This is a genomic window from Enterobacter sp. Ap-867, from assembly GCF_011752855.1.
Taxonomy (GTDB): Bacteria; Pseudomonadota; Gammaproteobacteria; order Enterobacterales; family Enterobacteriaceae; genus Cedecea.
This window is the reverse complement of record NZ_VWWS01000005.1, coordinates 276,674-298,734: the sequence shown is the minus strand read 5'-3', so window position 1 is coordinate 298,734 and position 22,061 is coordinate 276,674. Positions and strand designations below refer to the sequence as shown.

Sequence of the window (22,061 nt, the reverse complement as noted above, 5' to 3'; positions counted from 1 at the left end):
ACCTGATGGGAGAAATGATGAACCATTATTTAAAATCTATTATCAGCAGACTTAATACCGATACCCGAGCCGCGCTCGATACTGCCGTTAGTCATGCAGCCTCCCAGCAGCATACGGAGGTGACGCCAGAGCACCTGCTGCTGGCTATCATTCAGCAGCAAAGCACCTTATTTGAAACGCTAAGTTTGCAAACAGGTTTACCCGTCAGCCAGTTATTCAGTGCGCTGCAACATGCGCTGACCCAGGCGAATAAAGCGCAGGTGCCCACGCCGGTATTTTCCACCGAGCTGGTAGAGTGGTTAACGAATGGGTGGATGCTGGCCAGCGCACGGTGGGGAAGCGGCTCACTAACGCCTGAAGCGCTAATTGCCAGCGCTTTCAGCGATATAGTTAAACCGCTTTTCACTAGACAGGTTCAGGATGCCCTGCACTGCGAATCGGACAAAGTTAATGAACTTCTTCGTGCTTCTACGCCAGCCAGTTCCCAGCCAAATAATGACCACCTTGCCACGCACTCTTCACTGAAAAAATATACCCGCAATCTGAGCGAATTGGCCCAAAAAGGTGCCCTGGATCCCGTGCTCGGACGTGAATCTGAAATAAGACAAATGGTCGATATCCTGCTGCGACGCCGGCAAAACAACCCGATTTTGACGGGCGAACCGGGCGTGGGTAAAACGGCTATCGCCGAAGGGCTGGCGCTACGGATTACCGAGGGCACGGTGCCGCCTGAACTGAGAGCGATGGAAGTTCTGACCCTGGATCTTGGGTTGCTGCAGGCCGGAGCCAGCGTAAAAGGAGAATTTGAAAACCGTCTTCAGGTATTGCTAAAAGAAATCACGCGTGCCCCCAAACCCATTATTTTGTTTATTGATGAAGCCCATATGCTGATTGGCGCCGGTGGCCAGGCGGGTCAGAACGACGCGGCCAATCTCCTGAAACCCGCCCTGGCTCGCGGCGAACTGCGCGTGATTGCCGCCACTACCTGGGCTGAATATAAAAAGTACTTCGAAAAAGATGCCGCATTAACCCGCCGCTTCCAGGTTGTCAAAGTCGCAGAACCTGATATCGAAAATGCGACAACCATGCTCAGAGCAATGTCTCCGGCAATGGAGCAACACCACGGTGTGCCCGTATTAGAAAGCGCGATCCATGCGGCGGTTACTCTTTCCAATCGCTATATCGCCGGGCGGCAAATGCCGGACAAGTGCGTCAGTCTGCTGGATACGGCCTGCGCCCGAGTCGCCGTGTCTCAAACCCACGAACCCAAAGAAATTGAAGCGATCAACGTCCAGCTACGGGCGATTAGCAGTGAATGTGAAGCCCTGAGACGAGAAGACACAGCGCCAAAGCGCCTTGAAATATTGACGCGGCAAACCACAGAGTTAACGCAAAAGCTTGAAGCCCTTACCAAGGAATGGAGGGAACAAAATGACCTGGTTCAGCAATTGCTGAACAGCAAAGATGCCGCATTTATTTCCCACGGCCGGGAGAGACTGTCGGCCCGACATCAGCAACATGCCATGGTATTTGAATGTGTCGATGCGACCTGCATTGCAGATGTAGTGGCCGACTGGACGGGCATTCCACTAGGGCGAATGCTGGAGAAAGAGCATCAGCAAATCGATGCTTTATTTGAGCGACTGGCCGGAAGAGTGATTGGTCAGGATCACGCTCTCAAACAGATCGCGCAGCAGGTACGAATCAGCCGGGCAGGTATGGGGGACCCGCTCAAGCCAATGGGGGTCTACATGCTGGCAGGTCCATCCGGCACGGGAAAAACGGAAACCTCGCTTGCGCTGGCCGAATTGCTGTTTGGCGGTGAGGAAAGCATGGTGATCATCAATATGTCCGAATACCAGGAAGCGCATTCAGTTTCCGGCCTGAAAGGCTCCCCTCCTGGCTATGTCGGCTACGGCCAGGGTGGCGTACTTACTGAAGCTGTTCGTCGCAATCCCTACTCTGTCGTCTTGCTTGATGAAGTAGAAAAAGCCCACCCGGACGTTATGGAGCTATTTTATCAAATCTTTGATAAGGGCCAGATCGAGGACGCAGAAGGCCAGCAGATCAACTTCCGCAATACGCTGATTATTATGACGTCCAATCTCGCCAGCGAAACGTTGATGGCAACCTATGATTCAGGGGAAATCAGCCCGGAGGCGCTGTGTAATGCCATTCGCCCGGAATTTGAACGCGTATTTAGCCCGGCACTCATGGGGCGCATGACGCTGACGCCCTATCTGCCGCTCTCTTCTGACGCGATGAATGAAATCATTGGTCTTAAATTGCAGCGTTTGTGCCAGCGATACCAGAAAGCAGCAGATGCCTCCGCGCAGCCGGGTTACAGCAAACGAGCCGTCAGTTGGATTGCCGACCGCTGCCGGGTGGCTCAAAGTGGTGCCCGCGATATTGATCAGGTTTTGAATCAGCATCTGCTCCCGCTGATGGCCGACAGCGCATTGCATGGCGCGCCGGGAATCCCCTTAAGAATCGACGTCAGTAAAAAAGTCCTCACCCTGCGCGCAGAGAAGGTCACAACATGAGCGAGCCCATCCATTCTGAACATACCCGCACGCTGAAAATTAACAGCCACGATCCGCGTGGCCATCATACTTTTCTCCAGTTCAGCAACGACATGCACCGCTGGAAGATTTATTCAGACGACGGTAACTGGTGGAGAGAACGGGAAAAGGACTGCAATCAGCTATTCCAAAAATTTGGCTACGACCTTCAAATTGGGATGTGGTACTGCCTGATTGCCTGTCAGCGAAATGGCTGGAAAGGTGTTGCCAGTGCAACCCAGGTCTTTACCAGTGGTTTTGCCAAACAACATCCTCCCTGTTGGCCTCCCCTGTCAGCTCTCGATCTGCGTCGCCAAATGATTGATAGCTACTGCCGGTACCTAACGCCGTTAATTTATTGCCTTCCGCTACAGACGGACAACATCCCGGCGATGGAACAGTTGCTAATGTCATCGGGGATGTTAGAAGCCCAGGCCGTTGAGCTGCAATCTTCCCAGGGAGATGTTTTTCGGCAGCTCTCACTGTGGCTGGAGATGAACATCAAAATGCTCCAGCAGCAAACCCAGCAGAGCAAACCCGCCGTACCGGCAGCGCCAAAGCTGGAGCCCACGATAACACACCTGCAGCTCCCCGAATCCCGGCCATTAACCTGGCCCAATAAGCTTTGCTGGAGTGTAGCTGGCGCAGCCTTTGCACTTTCCATTTTGTCCCTCTACCAAAGTGCCGATAATCCAGACGTACTGCGAGTGACCAACAGCATCTGGCAAGATAATCCGTTGGTCACTCAATGGAAAAACAAGCAGGAAATTGCCAGCAAATCTGCGCCGGCTAATACAACCTATGAAGAGTTGATTTCACAGCTTACAGCCATTGAAAAACGACTTTTAGAGGCGGAACAAAAACGAACCTCCTATATGACTATTTCCGAGTTAAAAACGGCAATATATCAATTACGTGAAACAGTTCACCGGCAGAGCACCATGGTAGAGAATCAGCTCAATCAGATCCAACGTTTAAAAGATAACGACAGGCAGATACCACCGGCGCAACTGTATGCGCTATCAGCCAAAATAGAAGGATTGAAAAGTAAATTCTTGCTATTGAAAATGGAAGATGGAATTTAATTAATAAATAACACTCAAGAAAACCCTTAATTTAAATAGCGTTAAGGGTTTCTCAGTGTTCAGATTATGAATATTTATCAACGCGCATTCATTCAATACGCTCCCTGCAGCAAGAAAGATAAAAATGCCATGTATTATCCACATGGCATTTAGCTTTCTTAATTTATCCTGCTTTATGCTTCAACCGAAAAACATTCACCGGCAACATTAAAAGTATACACATTCGGGTGTAACGTAGATAATATTGTTTTGATTCTGCTTTCCGCGAACAAGACAGGTATTTGCCACGTCATCCGCTTTTTCGGCATTCGGCCAGATGTAATGCTTCCCCCGACTGCTAAACTGCCCTGACATCACCTCATCCCCGGCGTTTATCGCTTTCATGAACATACAAAATTAATATTACCTGGGTAAATAAAACTCATATGCCACGACAATAACGGCAATTAAATTTATTATCACAGTAATAAAAAACCAGCGTCTGAACGGCTGTTTCTGAGTTTTATGGCGAAAACTTTGCTGAGCCAGAATCGCCCCGGGCCAACCGCCCGTCAGCCCAAAGAGAAGCAATGTTGCCTCCGGCACGCGCCGCCAGCCTTTTACCGCAGCCAGTTTGTCAGCGCCGTAAACCAGCAGCGTGAGCACATTCACCAGTACAAACCACATGCCCAAAGAGTGAGGCATAAAAGTGCTGCCCAGCGCGGCGAGCATCAGAAGACAATAGCAGAAATGGTTAAGGTTCATCAGTTACCGCAGTAATATCCCATTGAAAATAAGACGAAATGATACCTAAAAATTGTTCATGGGTCCTGCCGGGTTGTTGGGCGGTTCAGTCACTTAATAAATCACGGCCATTATCATTAGCGAATTAATTATTTCACAAGAAACATATTCACTGTCTATCTTATTGAATAGTTTGAGATCGTCGGTAAGCAATTGTGGCAAATGACACGCTCTTTTACTTTTCCTCGCCAGCGCATATTTCTCGCCGCAGTAGACTTATCGGGTACCGCCATCTCCTCCGGAGCTGGCACCCAAAACGCTAATGTCAGCAGGTGAATAACATGCATAAAGCCATCAAAATGCTGCTTGCCAGCTCGATTTGCTTGCCTTTATTCGCCGCAGCGGCCGACCCCGTCATTCCCTGGGCCGACAACAGCGGTGGAACAGAAAGCCAGCACATTGCCGCCATGGGGCAAAACCTTAACGGCCAGCATCAGGCAATCAGCAAAACTCAGGAAGGTGTCTGGGCGGATAACAGCGGTTCGATAGGCGCTGACGAACAGGCTCTAAGCAGCAGTAAACCCGCTTTTGCCGGTGACCCAAAACTGATGCCTCATCAGGGCTAACCACGCTGCACAGGGCCTCGCGCCCTGTGCCTTAAAACCGCAGCCCCCAGCCCTCAATCACGCCCGGCAATTGTGAAAGTAAATAGAGCACCAGTCCGACCGAGCCCCCCACCAGCGTGCCGTTAATGCGAATGAACTGCAGATCTTTGCCGATGTTGAGTTCAATCTGCCGCGACATGTCTTTTGCGTCCCAGCTTTTCACCGTATCGGTAATGTGCCGGGTGAGAAAAGCTGAGAAGTCCGGCGCGATATGCCGGGCAGCCTGCTCAAGGTGCTCATTCAGCGAGGCACGCAGCGAAGCATCGGCCGTTAGCGTTTCCCCGAGCCATTGCCCCGCTTCGGCAATGCGCTTTTGCACCCGCGAATCATCGCGGGCGATATCTGTTTTCAGCCAGCCCCGCAGGTCATTCCAAAGCTCGCCGAGGTAGAGATTAAACTTCTCATCCTCCTTCAGGTAACTTTTGATCGTTTCCGCTTTAGCCGCCATTTCCGGGTCATGTTTCAGGCTGTCGATAAGCCGCTGCACGGCGCGATCGAATGCCCGGCGAAGCTGATGCGTTTTGTCCTGGCTCACGTCATCCAGCAGAGAGTTAACGGCGTCGGACACCAGCTCTGCACTTTGCTCGCCCAGCCATTCGGTGGGCAGCACTCTGGCCTTAACCGGGTGCTCAGTTTCCAGCCAGTGGACGATCTGGCGGGCAATAAATTCCCGGCTGGCCGGTTTCTCGAGCAGCGCCAGCAGTTGAGCTATGACCGAGTCGAGCAAGGCCTGATGACGGTTGTTTTTGGTCAGGCTTTCCAGCAGCAGCGCGCTGGAATAACTGAGGTCGACTTTATCAATAGCTTTGTGCACCGCCCGGCGAATCAGCCCCTGAATCCGCGTGTCATCGGTCAGAGACAGCCAAGCCTCCATCACCTTGAGCATATGCCGCCCTACCTGCTGAGCATTTTCGGGCTGCCGGAACCAGCTCCCCATCATCTGCGCCGGCTCATGGCGACGAATCAGGTCAATCAGCGACTGGGTATCCAGAAACTTTTCCTGCACGAACTTGCCGAGATTCTCGCCGATACGGTCTTTATTACGCGGAATAATGGCGGTATGCCGGGCGATAAACGGGATCGGTACGCGGCGAAACAACGCCACCACCGCAAACCAGTCGGCCAGGGCGCCGACCATCGCCGCTTCAGAAATCGCTTTCAGGCCGCTCACCCAGAAATTAGGCGGCAAGAACAAAGTGGCGACAAACGTCGCGGCGGCAATCAGCAAAAGTGAGAGCGCCAGGCGTTTGGCGCGCTTTAATTCGATGAGTTTTTCCATTACTTAAGCGTAGCGCCCGTCTCTGCCACCAGCCAGTCATGGAACAGCGTCACCTCCGGGCGTCGACTGGAGCGCTCTGAACGCACGATGAAATAGGACCAGGTCAGCGGCCATTTGTGCTGCGGGAAAAGCTGGCGCAGCTGCCCAAGTTCGATCAGCTGCTGGACCAGCGCTTTGCGCACCACCGCCACACCACGCCCGCTTAGAGCAGCCAGGATAACGGCCGACGTAGAGTTAATGTGCAGGCCGTTTTGCTCACACAACGCCACGCCAATGTCCTGAGAAATCGTTTCCCACTCCGGGAAATTCGCCCCGGGATGCGGTGTATCATCATAAATAAGCTTCTGTTTTGACAGCCAGTCAGCTTCGGTGACGCCAGTCAGCAAATGCGGACTGCAGACAATCACCGCCTCTTCGTCCATTAACCATGTTGACTGTAAACCGGGCCAGCTGCCGGGACCGCAGCGTATGCCGACATCGGCCTCGCCGTGCAGCACATCGGTCAGTTTTTCCGTGACGTTAAGGCGCAGGTCGATGCTGTCATGCTCCTCGGAAAAGCGGTTGAGGCGCTCCATCAGCCAGTTCATCATCAGTACCTGAGAAGCGGTAATCACCACCACCGCGCGGGCTCTGGCACCTCGCAACTTATTCAATCCCTGCTCCAGGCTGTCCAGCCCAGCGGTAATGTCCTGCAGCGCCTCCCTTGCTTCCTCCACCAGCGTAAGTCTTTCTTTTCCGCTGCGCGTGCGGTGCAGCAGCGGATGGCCGACCCACTCCTCCAGGGAACGAACAAGCTGCCCCACAGCGGCGGGCGTTACGCCCAGCTCTTCCGCCGCGCCGGTAAAACTGCCGTGGCGCGCCGTGGCTTCAAAGGCGTGCAGCCATTTCAGGCGATTCAGCGATCTCATATTTTCTCTTCGACAAGGACGATATACCGACAAGATAGTTTTTCTTTCTCGATATGCAAGTTCTTATGCTTCGCCAGGCCGAAATAGGTTTGGCATTCTGTCGCCATTCCGAAGCGCCAGGCAGGCTGCTTCACCTTATTAAGCAAAGAGAAACGAGGTCATCATGTCTACATCATTCGCAGGTAAGAAACTTTTAGTTGTTGGCGGCACCAGCGGTATGGGTCTGGAAAGCGCCCGTCAGGTGCTGGAAAACGGCGGGAAAGTTGTGCTGGTCGGGAATCGCGCGGAGAAAGCCGAACAGGCACGCCAGGCGCTGTCTGCCCTCGGGGAAGTGTCCGTCATCGTCGCAGACCTGATGAGCAGCGAAGGGATGCATAAAGTGATGGACGTGATTAACGCCGAGCACCGCGACATTAGCCTGCTGGTGAACGCCGCCGGGGTCTTCTTCCCGAAAGCCTTTACCGAACACGAAGAGGCGGATTACGACATGTACATGAACATCAACCGTGCGACCTTCTTCATTACCCGCGAAGTGGTGAAAAACATGGTTGCCGCCGGCATCAAAGGCTCAATCGTCAGCATCGGTTCCATGTGGGCGCAGCAGGCCATCGGTGCCACGCCTTCTTCCGCCTACTCCATGGCGAAAGCCGGTCTGCATGCGCTGACGAAGAATCTTGCCATTGAGCTGGGTTCACACGGTATCCGTGTCAATGCGGTTTCTCCGGCCGTGGTGCATACGCCAATTTATGAAGGCTTCATTCCTAAAGAGGATGTGGCGGGCGTGATGGGCAGCTTTGATAGCTTCCACCCGATTGGCCGCGTAGGTACGCCACGCGACGTTGCCGAAGTAGTGAGCTTCCTGCTGTCCGACAATACTACCTGGGTGACAGGTGCCCTGTGGGACGTTGACGGCGGCGTGATGGCGGGTCGTAACTAGGCGCGATCGCCCCTCACCCCAGCCCTCTCTCCAAAGGGATGAGGGAGAAAATAAAAGCCTGGGAAACATTGGTTATCCCCTCTCCCTTCCAGGGCGAGGGGATAAATGCCTTATTTCCCCGCCAGATCACGGCGAAACCGCATCGTTAGTGCCAGAATGGTTGAAACGTTACCAAAAGGAGCTGAACGATGTATAAAACCATCTTAATGCCGGTGGATGTTTTTGAAATGGAGCTCACGGATAAAGCTATTCGCCATGCCGAATATCTGGCGAAAGAGTCTGAGGGCACAATCCACCTTCTGTACGTTCTGCCTAAATCCCCGCTGTTTAATACCCACGGTTTTTCCTCTGACATCCGTAAATTCGACGAATACCTGAAGAAAAACGCCGAAGAAAAGATGGAAGAATTGCGCGGGCACTTCTCACTGCCTAAAGAACGCGTCGTGCTGGAGATTCGCTACGGCTCGGTGAGGGACGAAGTGAACGAAGTCGCACAGGACATTCATGCGGATGTGATCATTGTAGGTTCGAAGAACCCGTCTATTTCCACCCACCTGCTCGGCTCCAACGCTTCCAGCATTATTCGCCATGCCCGCTTCCCGGTCTTTGTGGTTCGCTAAAGTGTCAATAAATAGCCTGCTTTTGCAGGCTATTCTACCTCGGATTAAATCACGCTTCCCCAGACTAAATTGCCCTGATGGAAGGTCGCGGTACGCGGCGAAATACGCGCCACCGCTTCCGCTGAGCATGATGCATCCACTAGCACAAAACTCGCCTCATCCTGCGCCTTCGGCCACACCTGTTTACCTTTATCATCCAGCGGCAAAACATTGCCGGTGGCAATGGTCAGCGAACGCGACAGGCTAAACTCGCTCGGGCGAACGTAGAGCTGCGCATACAGGTTGGCTTTTTCCAGCATGTCGCCCAGCCCGTACGGCGACCAGTGATCGATCACGCTGTCGGTGCCGGTCATCACGAGCACGCCTTTTTGCTGGAGCTGCTTCAGCGGCATATGCAAAGTCCCGATGGGCACCGTAGAAGCGAGACTGATCTGCTGGGCAGCCATGCGCGTGGCAATATCATCCACCTGCTGCGGCGTAAGGGTCGCCAGTGCAAAACCGTGGCTGATGGTCAGTTTTCCCTTAAGCTGCGGGGTTTTCTCAACCGTTTCCACCATGTAATTCACCGCCGCCACGCCCGCCGGGCTGGTTTCATGCAGGTGAATATCCACGCCTTTGTCGTAATCAAGCGCTATCTGGAACATGGTATCAAGGGATTTTTCCATCGCGCCATCCACGTTGGTTGGATCCAGCCCCCCTACGTAGTGGGCCCCGGCCTGCATCGCTTCGCGCATCAGCGGTTCAGATTTTGAAAGCAGCAAGCCATGCTGCGGAAACGCCACGATTTCACAGTTCAGACCTGACTTTCTCTCCGCCAGTACCGCCTGCAGGTTTTCAAGGTTTTTCAGCCCGGAAACCGGCTCAATGTTGCAGTGGCTACGGGCAATCGTCGACCCTTTGGACTGGATAAGATCGATAAGCTTGCCGGCGCGCTCGCGGGTGTAGGGCTGCAGCTCCGGCAGAATTTTACGCTCCCATGCAATCATATCCATGATGGTGGTACCTTCCGGGCGGTTATGTACCTGCCACGGGCTGCCATAAAACGTCTTGTCCAGATGGATGTGCATATCACGCATCGCCGGCAGCAACAGCTTACTCCCGGCGTCATAGCTGTGCAGCGTGCCGTCAGGGTGCGATTTATTGGCACGAACTGCCGCAATTTTGCCGTCTTTGATTTCTAACGTGTGCAGTTCGGTGCGGGTACTGACGGCGGTTTCGCCTTCATAATTAAACCCGGTTTCCAGCAGCACATTGTCGAGGTAATAGTGTTTTTCGCTGATAGCATTCATTTGGTGGCTGCTCTCACAGGCGGTTGCAGGTGTTTTCGCGGCCCAGGCTGCGGTGCCGCTAGCCCCAAACAGCGCGCAGGCTGCGGCGACCTTGCCGCCTCCGCTAATAAAGTCGCGACGGCTTTTCTCAATCTCAGTCATTATTATTTTTCTACCCAGAGTGTGATGGTGGTTGTCAGGTATACAGCGGCTAAGCGCCCGCCTCTCTCAGCAATTGAGCGATTTCGCGGTAGCCTTTTTCTTCGGCCAGTTCCCGCGGCGTTTTACCGTATTTATCCGTCATGTGCGGGTTGGCGCCGTGTTCCAGCAGCAGCGAGATAATCTCCTGCTGCTTTTTGCCGCCGTCGTTCAGCACGATGGCCTCAAGCAGCGGCGTCCAGCCGAGGAAGTTGGTGTGGTTGACGTTAATCTCGGTATGCACCAGCAGCTCGCGCACAATCTCGACGTGGCCTTTCTCGCTGGCAGGCGTAATACCCACCCCGCCAAAACGCGTTAAGCGAGTCAGGTCAGGCTTCGCGGGTAGCAACAGGCGCAACAGCTTGAGATCGTTATTCAGGCAGCTAATCAGGAAGGGATTAAAACAGGTTTCATCCTGCTGATTAATGTCCACACCCGCCTCAATAAGCAGCGCCACGCAGTCATATTTTTGGTTCAGGCTGGCGATGGTGATGGCCGTTCTGCCCTGCCGGTTGGTGACGTTAATATCCACGCCCTGCGCCACGCATGCTTTCAGCGTTGACACGTCCCCGTTCAAAGCCGCCGTCAAAAACCCGGTTATCAGCTCGTTGTCAGACATCATGTTCTCCTGTCGTTCGCGGTTATGGCCGAAATTCGAGAATAACAACGCCCTGGCGGGAAAAACATCCGCTTAAAAAAGATTCATCGCTGATGCCGCTATTGTTGAATGTGTTTTAATAATCTTTTTCAGAATGTGTCAAACTCCCCGCATCACGCGTCATCGAAGGGAGCCCGGAATGCACTCCATCTTTACCGAAGAGAACCTGCAGGCTTTCACCTGCGCCGCCCGCTACGGCAGCTTCAGCCGGGCTGCCGAAGAGCTGGGCGTGACCACCTCCGCCATCAGCTACACCATAAAACGCATGGAAACGTGGCTCGATGCGCCGCTGTTTATCCGCAACACCCGCAGCATTGAGCTGACCGAATCCGGGATCTATCTCTACCGCAAGGCCAGCGACTTGTTGAATGATTTTCAAGGGATCCGGCGGGGCATTGAGACCATTTCGCAGGGTATCGAAGCGAAAGTCAGGATCTGCATTAACCATCTGCTGTACACGCCTCAGCACACGGCCAGGCTGCTGAATATGTTAAAAAAGCAGTTTCCCGGCTGCCAGATTGCCGTCACCACAGAGGTGTACAACGGCGTCTGGGATGCGGTGCTCAACAATCAGGTGAATATTGCCATCGGCGCGCCGGATGCGCTGCTGGGCGGGGGCGGCATTGACTACACGGAGATTGGCGTTATCCGCTGGGCGTTCGCTATCGCGCCAGATCACCCTCTCGCCGCGGCACAGGAACCGATCCCCGAAAGCCAGCTCAGGCTGTATCCGAATATCATGGTGGAAGACACCGCCTCTACCATTAATAAAAAAGTGGGCTGGCTGCTGCATGGCCAGGAAACCGTGGTGGTACCGGACTTCCCGACCAAATGCCAGTGCCAGATTTTAGGCGACGGCATCGGTTTTTTGCCGGATTACATGGCGCGTCGCGAGGTAGAAAACGGCCTGCTGGTGACCCGCCAGGTCCATAACCCACGCCAGCATTCCCGCATGTTGCTTGCCACACAGCACGCGGCGACGGGTCAGGTTACTCGCTGGATCAAACAGCAATTTCGCCCCGGCGGCGTGCTCGCAGAGCTGTATCAGGACTTGATGCACCAGGCCTGACCTCCCCCACCTATTTTACCCGGGTATAATTGACAAGGTCGGGCTACCCCGATAGTCTACTATTTTTACCCGGATAAAATAGGTCCCCCATGTCTTCTGTCACCCTTACCGCCTTTATGCAGCGGCAGTTGATTGCCCACGGCAGCCTGAACGAACTGTTGCGGCAGCTAAAGGCCACGCCAATCGGTAACGAGCCGGTGTTTATCTTCCATGACCAGACCGGCAAACGGCTGGATATCCACGTCAACGGGGACGAAGCCAGCGCCATTGCGGCTTACCCGGAGTTGGCCGAACAGCTAACCGAAGAGACCGCTGCGGTTAAAACTCGCGGCAGGCCTAAGCTTGGCGTATCGGCGAAGGAGGTCACCCTGCTGCCCCGCCACTGGGAGTGGCTGGCCACGCAGCCGGGCGGCGCTTCTGCAACCTTACGTCGACTGATCGAACAGGCCAGAAAAGCCAGCGAACCGGCGGACAACAAGCGCCGCAGGCACGAAAGCGCCTACCAGTTTATGCACGAGGTGGCGGGCGATCTGCCGGAGTATGAAACTTGCCTGCGCGCGCTGTTTGCCGATGACGAAGCGGCCTTCAACGCCGCGATGGAAGGCTGGCCGCAGGATATTCGCCGCTATGCGGCAACGTTAGCTTTTGGCAAGCAGGAGTCCAAAAAATGACTGAGACACCAAACAAAAAAGATCTGAAGCAGAGCTATAAAGACAGCCCGACCACGGCGGGCATCTATTTGATAGCCAATACGCAAACCGGCCATAAGCTGCTCGCCGGCGCCGCAAACGCTCAGGGCGTGTTAAACCGCCATCTGTTTGAACTGAAGTTCGGGCAGCACCGCAATAAGGCGCTGCAGCTGGCCTGGAACCAGTATGGTGAGTCCGCTTTCGAGTTCACCGTGCTTGAAAAGGTCAAGCCGGATGAGCAAAACGTTAAAGCCGCGCTGGAAAATCTGCTGGAAGCCTGGCAGAAAAAACTGAGGATCGCCCATGAACACAGCGACTAACCTGCCGGTCTCCCTCTACTTCGACGGCTTCGGTGATAAAAAACACCCGGCAATAGTCCTGCTGCCGGGGCTGGGAAGCCAGAGCATCAGCTGGTCGCAGCGCTTTTGCCAGCGGCTGGCCGACGCAGGTTTCTATGTTTTACGGGCCGATAATCGCGACTGCGGGCTGTCCCCCTCCTTGAACCACGCGGGCGTGCCCGACCTGCAGGCGCTCTTCCAGGGCCAAAGGATCCCCATCGCCTATACGCTCCGGGACATGGCGGCGGACGTTGCCCTCACGCTGAACAACGCCGGTATTCCGGCGGCGCACATTGTTGGGCGCTCTATGGGCGGCATGATTGCCCAGCTGTTTGCCGCGCAATATCCGCAAAAAACGCTGTCTCTGTGCGCTATCATGTCCAGCACAGGCAATCCTCAGCTTCCGCCTCCGGCCCCAGATGTGATGGCAATGCTAATGGGGCCGAAGCCCGATCCGCATTCGCACCAAAGCGCCTGGCTTGAGCAGCAGCTCGCGTTCTTCAGGCGCATTGCCTCAACGCACCTCCCGTTTGACGAGGAGTACTACACGGCGCTGCTACAAACCTCGCTGGCGCGCGCCAGTTCTGTGCCAGGCATGCTGCGTCAGATTGCAGCGATGGCGGCCACAGGCGATCTTCGTCAGGAGATAAAACAGATCGTAGCCCCCACGCTGGTGCTTCACGGCACTCACGATCCCCTCTTCCCCGTAGAAGCCGGGCAGGACATTGCCGAGACGATCCCCGCCGCAAAATTGCAGCTCATTGCAGGCATGGGGCATGAAATTCCTCCTGCGCTGGAAGAAGACGTGGCCTCTCTGCTTCTCGCTCATTTTGCCGCTGGAAAATAACAGGAATAATTATGGTTACGTCCTCAAACACGACGCCTTACCTGCAGCCCACCCCGCAGGCCGCGCGACATTTTGTGATGAAACAAATTTACGGGGAGGTTTATATGCTCAACCTCCTGCGTTTTAGGGCAATGGCGGATTACTCAGTCACCCCGGAATTAATGCCGCTTAGCCCGATTAGCGGCGCGGAAGCTTTTCAGCGCTATATACAGCACACGCTGCCGTTTTTACGCCAAAGCGGCGGGGACATTATTTTCTTTGGCGCCGCAGACAGCTGGCTGATTGGCCCGCAGGATGAACGCTGGGACTGCGCCATGCTCGTGCGGCAGAGCAGTGCCGAAGCTTTTCTGGCCTTCGCGAATAATGAAGCCTGTATGCAGGGAATTGGCCATCGCACGGCGGCGCTGGAAGACTCTCGCCTGTTACCGATGACGCAGCGTGATGCCCTAATGTGAATAAGGCCTGGAGATAGAATGGATATTCCCTGCCCGAACATCGTTAATTACAATTATTCACATAAATTATTTATCGCTAACAAATAAACGTTTTTTAAATTAAATTAAATAGCATTTCATGCGCTTGTAAATTTAATAAATTGCTAATTTGTTAGCATTATGAAATTAATTAGACTTCACCTGCCGACCAATAAATTTTATTTAGGGGTTAATTCTGATGTCAGAAATTATTTCAACACCCGTTACTTATCAAGTCGAGAATCAAACCTTTGAAAGCGTACTGGTCTACCAGGAAAACCAAAGCGCTGCGCGGCCCGGCGTCCTGATCGCACCTAACTGGATGGGCGTGAGCGCTGGAGCGGTTGAACAGGCCAAAGGGATCGCCGCCCAGGGCTATGTCGTGCTAGTCGCCGATCTCTATGGCCAGGGCAAGCACCCTACCAACGCCGATGAAGCCGGTGCCCTGATGATGGGCGTGAAGGACACCCCGGCGGAAGTAGGCCGTATGCAGGCCGCGTTAGACACGCTTGCCACGCAGAAAATTGCCGCCGTCGACGGCAGCAAACTGGCGGTAGCGGGCTTTTGCTTCGGCGGGCACTGCGCGCTGGAGCTCGCAAGAAGCGGCGCGGATATCAAAGCGGCTGTTTCCTTCCACGGCACGCTGAATACCCTAAAAACCCACGCCGCCGGAGAGATCAAAGCCTCTATTCTGGTGCTGGACGGTGCGGAAGATCCGCTGGTGCCGCGCGAGCAGCTGAGCGAGTTTGTCAGCGAAATGAACGCCGCATCGGTAGACTGGCAGTTGGTGAGCTACGCCGGTGCCGTGCACTCGTTTACCGACCCGGGCGCGAACGTTGAAGGCGTCGCGAAATACCACCCGGAAGTGGCAAAACGCGCTTTCACCCAGATGTATACGCTGCTGCAAAACGTTTTTAACTGATGATGATGGCCTCTGTTCGCAGGGGCCGCTTTTTTACCCTTTCTCAAATGGTTTACACCTGGGTGCACTTTCCCGGACAATAGCCTTTTAACTTCAGGCTAACAACGTCATGAACCATCCACATCAAGCGCTGTTGAGCGCGGGCGGCATTTTGCTGCTGGCCTTTCTGTCATGCCTGCTGCTCCCGGCCCCGGCGTTAACGCTGACGCTGGCACAAAAGCTGATAGACACTTTCCACCTGGTCGACCTTAGCCAGCTTTACGTGATCCTGTTCTGCATCTGGTTCCTCGCTTTGGGCACCATTGAATATTATCTGCTGCGCTTTATCTGGCGCCGTTGGTTCACAATCACCCGCATCTGACTCAACGCCTGCCTCGTGCCGTTTCCCTGATAAACGGCACCGCCTCTAACCACGCCGCTTTACTCCCCTTTTCTCTGCCCCGGGCACACGCCAGTGTTATCTCCGTCAAATAACCACTAATACCAAAGGGGTAATCACCTACCCAATGTTTATCGAATTGATTTCACGCAATATCTGAATGGCTATAGCTGCTATTTTCGCCCGTACTAAAAACGTCATAACAATGAGGTGACGATGAACGTCAGTCGCAGGAAGTTTTTCAAAATCTGCGCCGGCGGAATGGCAGGTACAACGGCGGCGGTGCTGGGCTTTGTCCCAAAAGCCGCGCTGGCGGAAACGCGCAACTACAAGCTGCTGCGTGCAAAAGAGACTCGCAATAGCTGTACTTACTGTTCTGTTGGCTGTGGTTTATTGATGTATAGCCTCGGGGATGGCTCGAAAAATGCCAAATCCAGCATTTTCCATATTGAAGGGGACCCGGATCATCCGGTCAACCGCGGCGCGCTTTGCCCGAAAGGCGCGGGGCTGCTGGACTACATTCACAGCGATAATCGCCTGCGTTACCCGGAATACCGTGCGCCTGGGTCAGACAAATGGCAGCGCATCAGCTGGGACGAGGCGTTCTCCCGTATTGCCCGCCTGATGAAAGACGACCGCGATGCCAACTTCATCGAGAAAAATGAACAGAACGTGACGGTTAACCGCTGGCTTTCTACCGGGATGCTGTGCGCCTCGGCGGCCAGCAACGAAACCGGCATGTTAACCCAGAAGTTTGCCCGCTCGCTGGGCATGCTGGCGGTAGATAACCAGGCGCGCGTCTGACACGGACCAACGGTAGCAAGTCTTGCTCCAACATTTGGTCGCGGTGCGATGACCAACCACTGGGTTGATATCAAAAACGCCAACGTGGTGATGGTGATGGGCGGTAACGCCGCTGAAGCCCACCCGGTCGGTTTCCGCTGGGCGATGGAAGCCAAAAACAACAACGACGCCACGCTGATCGTGGTCGATCCGCGCTTCACCCGCACGGCATCGGTGGCGGACATTTACGCGCCGATCCGCTCCGGCACCGACATTACCTTCCTGTCGGGCGTGATTCTGTACCTGATCTCCAATAACAAAATCAACGCCGAATACGTCAAACACTACACCAACGCGGCCCTGCTGGTGCGTGAGGACTTTAGCTTCGAAGATGGCCTGTTCAGCGGCTACGACGAAGAAAAGCGCCAGTACGATAAAACCACCTGGAATTATCAGTTCGACGAAAACGGCTTTGCGAAGCGAGATGACACGCTAACCGACCCGCGCTGCGTCTGGAACCTGCTCAAAGAGCACGTTTCCCGCTACACGCCGGACGTCGTCGAGCATATCTGCGGCACGCCGCAGGCAGATTTCCTCAAAGTCTGTGAAGTGCTGGCCTCCACCAGCGCAGTCGATCGCACAACTACGTTCCTGTACGCGCTGGGCTGGACTCAGCACACCGTGGGCGCGCAAAACATCCGCACCATGGCGATGATCCAGCTGCTGCTCGGCAATATGGGAATGGCGGGCGGCGGCGTCAACGCGCTGCGTGGCCACTCCAACATTCAGGGCCTGACCGACCTCGGCCTGCTGTCCACCAGCCTGCCGGGCTACCTCTCTTTACCGTCCGACAAGCAAACCACGCTCGACGGTTACCTGGCCGCCAACACGCCAAAAGCAACGCTGCCGGGCCAGGTGAACTACTGGGGGAATTATCCGAAGTTCTTCGTCAGCCTGATGAAAACCTTCTACGGCGACGACGCGCAGAAAGAGAACGGCTGGGGCTTTGACTGGCTGCCGAAGTGGGATCAGGCGTACGACGTGCTGAAGTACTTCGACATGATGGATCGCAACCTCGTCACCGGCTACCTGTGCCAGGGCTTTAACCCTGTCGCCTCATTCCCGGATAAAAACAAGGTTGTCGCCAGCCTGAGCAAGCTGAAGTACATGGTGGTTATCGACCCGCTGGTGACGGAAACCTCCAACTTCTGGCAAAACCACGGCGAGATGAACGACGTTGACCCGGCGAAAATCCAGACCGAAGTGTTCCGCCTGCCGTCCACCTGCTTTGCGGAAGAAGATGGCTCCATCGCCAACTCGGGCCGCTGGCTACAGTGGCACTGGAAAGGCGCGGATGCGCCGGGTGAAGCGCTGAATGACGGGGAGATCCTTGCCGGACTTTACCACCGGCTGCGCCAGATGTACCAGGCCGAAGGCGGCAAAGGTATTGAGCCGCTGATGAAAATGCGCTGGCACTACGAGCAGCCCGATCATCCCGAGTCCGAAGAAGTCGCTCAGGAGAGCAACGGCTACGCGCTGGAAGATCTGTTTGACGCCAACGGCAACCTGCTGGCGAAAAAAGGCCAACTGCTTGATTCCTTCGCGCTGCTGCGTGATGACGGCTCCACGGCTTCCGGCTGCTGGATTTACGCCGGAAGCTGGACCAGTAAAGGCAACCAGATGGCAAACCGCGACAACGCGGATCCGTCCGGGCTGGGTAATACGCTGGGCTGGGCATGGGCGTGGCCGATGAACCGCCGCGTGTTATACAACCGCGCCTCGGCAGATCTGCAGGGCAAGCCGTGGGACGCCAAACGTATGCTGATTGAGTGGAACGGTACGAAATGGGTCGGGAACGATATCCCGGACTTCAGCACCGCCGCCCCGGACAGCGGCGTCGGGCCGTTCATCATGCAGCAGGAAGGTTTGGGCCGTCTGTTTGCCCTCGACAAACTTGCCGAAGGGCCGTTCCCGGAGCACTACGAGCCGTTTGAAACGCCGCTGGGCACCAACCCGCTGCACCCGAAAGTGGTTTCCAACCCGGCGGCGCGCCTGTACGAAGCGGACGCTAAACGCATGGGTAACAGGCAGCAGTTCCCGTATGTCGGCACCACTTATCGCCTGACTGAGCACTTCCACACCTGGACCAAGCACGCGCGGTTGAACGCCATCGTGCAGCCGGAACAGTTCGTAGAAATAAGCGAAGGGCTGGCGAAAGCGAAAGGCATTGCGCACGGCGATCGGGTGAAAGTCAGCAGCAAACGCGGCTTTATTAAAGCCGTGGCCGTGGTGACGCCACGCCTGCAAACCCTGCAGGCGGGCGGCCAGGAAATCGAAACCATCGGGATCCCGTTGCACTGGGGCTTTGAAGGCGTGGCCCGCAAGGGCTATCTCGCCAACACCCTGACGCCGTCGGTGGGTGACGCCAACTCGCAAACGCCGGAGTACAAGGCGTTTCTGGTCAACATTGAGAAGGCGTAAGGGAGGAAACAATGTCCATGCAATCTCAGGATATTATCAAACGCTCGGCGACCAACAGCTTCACCCCGCCGCCGCAAGCACGTGACTTCAAGGAAGAAGTCACCAAGCTCATCGATGTCACAAGCTGTATCGGCTGCAAGGCCTGCCAGGTGGCCTGCTCGGAGTGGAACGATATCCGCGACGAAGTCGGCCACTGCGTGGGGGTATACGACAACCCCGCTGACCTGAGCGCCAAGTCCTGGACGCTGATGCGTTTTTCAGAAACCCGTGAAAACGGCAAGCTGGAATGGCTGATCCGCAAAGACGGCTGTATGCACTGCGAAGATCCGGGCTGCCTCAAGGCCTGCCCGTCCGCTGGGGCAATTATTCAGTACGCCAACGGCATCGTGGACTTCCAGTCCGAGCACTGCATCGGCTGCGGCTACTGCATCGCGGGCTGCCCGTTCAACATCCCTCGCCTGAACAAAGACGATAACCGCGTGTATAAATGCACCCTGTGCGTTGACCGCGTTAGCGTAGGCCAGGAACCTGCCTGCGTGAAAACCTGCCCGACAGGTGCGATTCGCTTTGGTATTCGCAAAGAGATGCTGGACATGGCAGAGCAGCGCGTTGAGAAGCTGAAAAAACGCGGCTTTGAACAGGCGGGCGTTTACAACCCGCAGGGCGTGGGCGGCACACACGTCGTTTACGTGCTGCACCACGCGGACCAGCCAGAGCTGTACCACAACCTGCCGAAAGAGCCGAAGATTGATACCCCAATCAACCTGTGGAAAGGCATTCTGAAGCCGCTCTCGGCTGCCGGGTTTGTTGCTACCTTCGCGGCCCTGATTTTCCACTATGTCGGGATCGGGCCGAACGAAGAGGTGGACGAAGATGAGGAGGACAAGCATGAGTAAGATGATCGTCAGAACCAAATTCATCGACCGTGCCTGCCACTGGACGGTAGTGATTTGCTTCTTCCTCGTGTCGCTGTCCGGCATTGCCCTGTTCTTCCCGACGCTGCAATGGCTGACGGAAACCTTCGGCACGCCGCAGATGGGGCGCATTCTGCACCCGTTCTTCGGCGTGGCTATCTTTGTGGCGCTGATGTTTATGTTCGTGCGCTTCGTGCATCACAACATTCCCGACAAGCAGGATCTCCCCTGGCTGAAGGGCATTGTTGAGGTGCTGAAAGGCAACGAGCATAAAGTGGCGGACGTGGGCAAGTACAACGCCGGGCAGAAGATGATGTTCTGGAGCATCATGAGCATGATCTTCGTGCTGCTGGTGACCGGGATTATTATCTGGCGGCCCTGGTTTGCGCACTACTTCCCAATGTGGATGATTCGCTACAGCCTGCTTATCCACGCCGCTTCAGCCATTATTTTGATCCACGCCATCCTGATCCATATGTACATGGCGTTTTGGGTGAAAGGATCGATTAAAGGCATGGTCATTGGCAAAGTCAGCCGCCGATGGGCGAAGAAGCACCACCCGCGCTGGTATCGCGCCATCGAGGCTGAAGAAGCCAAAAAAGAGAGCCGGGAAGGCATAAACTAACCGCTCGTTTCCCCTCTTCCCGCTCGGGGAGAGGGGTTATCCCGGCTCAGCACAAAAGAATTGTGTTGTTTTGTATCCACACCGCCCACGGCTAAATAACAAAACAAATCCCCTTCCCTCTGACACAGCCCACATACAAACCAGGCGTTAAATAAGCGCATCCGCCACCTTCAGGCGGCAACGTATTCAACGACCCGATATGTGAGGCCTATGATGAAACTGTTCCGCACCGTTATTCTCCCGCTCGTCCTGGCCGCTGCTGTAGCGCCTGCCTTTGCTGCCAAAGAAGTCCACAGCGCTCAGGGCCTGGTCAAAATTGGCACCGTCACAGAAAGCGATAGCACCACGCTGTCTCTCGATCAGCTCAATGAAAAACTGGCTGCAAAAGCTGAAAAAGCCGGGGCCAGCGCCTGGCGAGTGGTCTCCGCCGGCGGCAACAACAGCTACTTCGGCAGCGCCGATATTTACCGCTGATTTATTCCCTCCCCCTAAAACAGGAAAAGAAGATGAAACCCACGCGTAAAACGCTGCTGGCGCTGGCTGCGGCTGGCCTGATGACCGGATTTGCCGCCCAGGCGGAAACTCAGCACACCATCGTGTTAGTGCACGGCGCCTTCGCCGACGCGACCGGCAGTTGGGAGCAGGTGATCCCGGTTCTGCAAACGCGCCATTACGAAATCATCACCGCGCAGATCCCATTAACCTCACTCGCAGACGACGTGGCGGCGACCAAACGCGCCATCGCCCGTGCCAAAGGCGACGTTATTCTGGTAGGTCATTCCTGGGGCGGGACGGTGATTACCGAGGCGGGTAACGATCCGAAAGTGAAAGGCCTGGTGTACATCAATGCCTTTGCACCATCGCCGGGTCAGTCCACGGCCGATCTGGCCAACAGCTTCCCGGCCCCGCCCGGCAGCGCAAAAATCATCAAGGGTGCGGACGGCTTTCTGAGCCTCGATCCGAAGGCCGTCGCCACCGATTTTGCCCAGGATGCGACGCCTGAAGCGCAGAACATTATTGGCATCACCCAGATGCCGATCGCCGCCGCAAGCTTTACCGAAAAAGTGACCACCGCTGCCTGGCAGCAGAAACCGAGCTGGTTCCTGGTCGGCAGCAATGACCGGATGATCAACCCGGATCTGGAGCGAGCGATGGCGAAGAAAATTCACGCCCACGTCACCGAGTTACCGGTCAGCCATGTGCCGATGCTGTATGACCCGAAAAATGTCGCCCGCACGATATTTAAAGCCGTGAATATTACGTCGGGAAATTAATGCGTCTTATTCAATGAGGAGGAAATAACGCTCTCAATAAATAGCCGATGATTGCCGTCCCTAAATTCATTTTAATTATCTGGAGAACACGATGAACCGTATTGCTATGTCCGCGATTGCCCTGTCTTTGGTTTCTTTCAGCGCGGCATCCTTTGCCGCTGAATTAACCGGGCCAAACCTTGAGCGCTGTTTTGGCATTGCCAAAGCCGCAGACAACGACTGTAAGGCCGGCGCCGGTACCACCTGCGCGGGAACCTCCAAAGTCGATTACCAGAAAAATGCCTACAAAATGGTGCCAGCGGGGACCTGCACCGCGATCCAGACGCCGAATGGCCACGGCTCGCTGACCGAAGGCTAATCAAAGG

Annotated in this window: 23 protein-coding genes; 18 read left to right on the top strand and 5 right to left on the bottom strand. The window is 55.1% G+C overall.

Annotation, left to right across the window (positions count from 1 at the left end; translation table 11 throughout):
- Positions 1-17 precede the first annotated feature (17 nt).
- Together tssH and F3J26_RS14250 are read left to right on the top strand one after the other, a co-directional pair.
- Complete coding sequence (gene tssH, locus F3J26_RS14255; protein WP_166994486.1) at positions 18-2,543, top strand: type VI secretion system ATPase TssH; 2,526 nt, start codon at positions 18-20, stop codon at positions 2,541-2,543.
- The gene (locus F3J26_RS14250) at positions 2,540-3,646 is read left to right on the top strand and encodes a VasL domain-containing protein (RefSeq protein ID WP_166994484.1); all 1,107 of its coding nucleotides are present in this window, start codon (positions 2,540-2,542) and stop codon (positions 3,644-3,646) included. Before tssH ends, F3J26_RS14250 begins: the two co-directional genes overlap by 4 nt.
- Positions 3,647-4,048: 402 nt before the next feature.
- On the opposite strand, the gene F3J26_RS14245 is transcribed toward F3J26_RS14250, so the two are convergent.
- On the bottom strand, positions 4,049-4,390 hold the full coding sequence (locus tag F3J26_RS14245; protein WP_166994482.1) for a DUF1294 domain-containing protein: 342 nt from the start codon (positions 4,388-4,390) through the stop codon (positions 4,049-4,051).
- Between the two features lie 320 nt (positions 4,391-4,710).
- Between F3J26_RS14245 and F3J26_RS14240 the strand changes: the two genes are divergently transcribed.
- Positions 4,711-4,995, top strand: a complete 285-nt coding sequence (locus tag F3J26_RS14240; protein ID WP_008455937.1) for a hypothetical protein — start codon at positions 4,711-4,713, stop codon at positions 4,993-4,995.
- 31 nt (positions 4,996-5,026) lie between these two features.
- On the opposite strand, the gene F3J26_RS14235 is transcribed toward F3J26_RS14240, so the two are convergent.
- Positions 5,027-6,313: a DUF445 family protein gene (locus F3J26_RS14235; RefSeq protein WP_166994480.1), complete on the bottom strand. Its 1,287-nt coding sequence runs from the start codon at positions 6,311-6,313 to the stop codon at positions 5,027-5,029.
- Positions 6,313-7,221, bottom strand: coding sequence for a LysR substrate-binding domain-containing protein (locus F3J26_RS14230; RefSeq protein ID WP_166994478.1), 909 nt, complete (start codon positions 7,219-7,221; stop codon positions 6,313-6,315). Before F3J26_RS14230 ends, F3J26_RS14235 begins: the two co-directional genes overlap by 1 nt.
- Positions 7,222-7,384: 163 nt before the next feature.
- On the opposite strand from F3J26_RS14230, the gene F3J26_RS14225 reads away from it, so the two are divergent.
- Positions 7,385-8,158 carry an SDR family NAD(P)-dependent oxidoreductase gene (locus tag F3J26_RS14225; RefSeq protein WP_008455930.1) on the top strand — a complete coding sequence of 258 codons (774 nt, stop codon included), beginning with the start codon at positions 7,385-7,387 and terminating at the stop codon, positions 8,156-8,158.
- 188 nt (positions 8,159-8,346) lie between these two features.
- Positions 8,347-8,778 carry a universal stress protein UspG gene (gene uspG, locus F3J26_RS14220; RefSeq protein WP_008455928.1) on the top strand — a complete coding sequence of 144 codons (432 nt, stop codon included), beginning with the start codon at positions 8,347-8,349 and terminating at the stop codon, positions 8,776-8,778.
- Positions 8,779-8,822: 44 nt separating this feature from the next.
- Here uspG and F3J26_RS14215 read toward each other — a convergent pair whose 3' ends face one another.
- Both F3J26_RS14215 and F3J26_RS14210 read right to left on the bottom strand, forming a co-directional pair.
- The gene (locus F3J26_RS14215; protein ID WP_166994476.1) at positions 8,823-10,208 is read right to left on the bottom strand and encodes an amidohydrolase family protein; all 1,386 of its coding nucleotides are present in this window, start codon (positions 10,206-10,208) and stop codon (positions 8,823-8,825) included.
- A gap of 49 nt (positions 10,209-10,257) precedes the next feature.
- Entirely contained in the window at positions 10,258-10,863 is a 606-nt protein-coding gene (locus tag F3J26_RS14210; RefSeq protein ID WP_008455923.1) for an ankyrin repeat domain-containing protein, read from the bottom strand.
- Between the two features lie 178 nt (positions 10,864-11,041).
- Here F3J26_RS14210 and F3J26_RS14205 point away from each other — a divergent pair, with 178 nt between their 5' ends.
- The 13 genes from F3J26_RS14205 (at position 11,042) to F3J26_RS14145 (ending at position 22,054) form a co-directional block, all read left to right on the top strand.
- A complete protein-coding gene (locus F3J26_RS14205; RefSeq protein WP_166994474.1) occupies positions 11,042-11,971 on the top strand; it encodes a LysR substrate-binding domain-containing protein in 930 nt (309 codons plus the stop codon).
- 89 nt (positions 11,972-12,060) lie between these two features.
- Positions 12,061-12,642, top strand: coding sequence for a DUF2239 family protein (locus F3J26_RS14200; RefSeq protein WP_166994473.1), 582 nt, complete (start codon positions 12,061-12,063; stop codon positions 12,640-12,642).
- Complete coding sequence (locus F3J26_RS14195; protein ID WP_166994471.1) at positions 12,639-12,980, top strand: GIY-YIG nuclease family protein; 342 nt, start codon at positions 12,639-12,641, stop codon at positions 12,978-12,980. Before F3J26_RS14200 ends, F3J26_RS14195 begins: the two co-directional genes overlap by 4 nt.
- On the top strand, positions 12,964-13,845 hold the full coding sequence (locus F3J26_RS14190) for an alpha/beta fold hydrolase (RefSeq protein ID WP_166994469.1): 882 nt from the start codon (positions 12,964-12,966) through the stop codon (positions 13,843-13,845). Before F3J26_RS14195 ends, F3J26_RS14190 begins: the two co-directional genes overlap by 17 nt.
- An 11-nt stretch (positions 13,846-13,856) precedes the next feature.
- On the top strand, positions 13,857-14,300 hold the full coding sequence (locus F3J26_RS14185; protein ID WP_166994467.1) for a DUF1330 domain-containing protein: 444 nt from the start codon (positions 13,857-13,859) through the stop codon (positions 14,298-14,300).
- Between the two features lie 217 nt (positions 14,301-14,517).
- Complete coding sequence (locus F3J26_RS14180; RefSeq protein ID WP_166994465.1) at positions 14,518-15,240, top strand: dienelactone hydrolase family protein; 723 nt, start codon at positions 14,518-14,520, stop codon at positions 15,238-15,240.
- Positions 15,241-15,349: 109 nt separating this feature from the next.
- Complete coding sequence (locus F3J26_RS14175) at positions 15,350-15,601, top strand: DUF1158 family protein (RefSeq protein WP_008460543.1); 252 nt, start codon at positions 15,350-15,352, stop codon at positions 15,599-15,601.
- A gap of 234 nt (positions 15,602-15,835) precedes the next feature.
- Positions 15,836-18,883, top strand: coding sequence for a formate dehydrogenase-N subunit alpha (gene fdnG, locus F3J26_RS14170; protein WP_166994463.1), 3,048 nt, complete (start codon positions 15,836-15,838; stop codon positions 18,881-18,883).
- Positions 18,884-18,894: 11 nt separating this feature from the next.
- A complete protein-coding gene (gene fdxH / locus F3J26_RS14165) occupies positions 18,895-19,779 on the top strand; it encodes a formate dehydrogenase subunit beta (protein WP_008460538.1) in 885 nt (294 codons plus the stop codon).
- Positions 19,757-20,422: a formate dehydrogenase-N subunit gamma gene (fdnI, locus tag F3J26_RS14160; RefSeq protein ID WP_034809921.1), complete on the top strand. Its 666-nt coding sequence runs from the start codon at positions 19,757-19,759 to the stop codon at positions 20,420-20,422. The genes fdxH and fdnI overlap by 23 nt, the downstream gene beginning before the upstream one ends.
- Positions 20,423-20,632: 210 nt before the next feature.
- Positions 20,633-20,896, top strand: a complete 264-nt coding sequence (locus F3J26_RS14155; RefSeq protein WP_157141438.1) for a YdgH/BhsA/McbA family protein — start codon at positions 20,633-20,635, stop codon at positions 20,894-20,896.
- A gap of 32 nt (positions 20,897-20,928) precedes the next feature.
- Positions 20,929-21,696, top strand: a complete 768-nt coding sequence (locus F3J26_RS14150) for an alpha/beta fold hydrolase (protein WP_008460535.1) — start codon at positions 20,929-20,931, stop codon at positions 21,694-21,696.
- 91 nt (positions 21,697-21,787) lie between these two features.
- Positions 21,788-22,054 (top strand): BufA1 family periplasmic bufferin-type metallophore, encoded by a 267-nt coding sequence (locus F3J26_RS14145; protein WP_008460533.1) that lies wholly within the window; start codon positions 21,788-21,790, stop codon positions 22,052-22,054.
- The last annotated feature ends 7 nt before the right edge of the window (positions 22,055-22,061 follow it).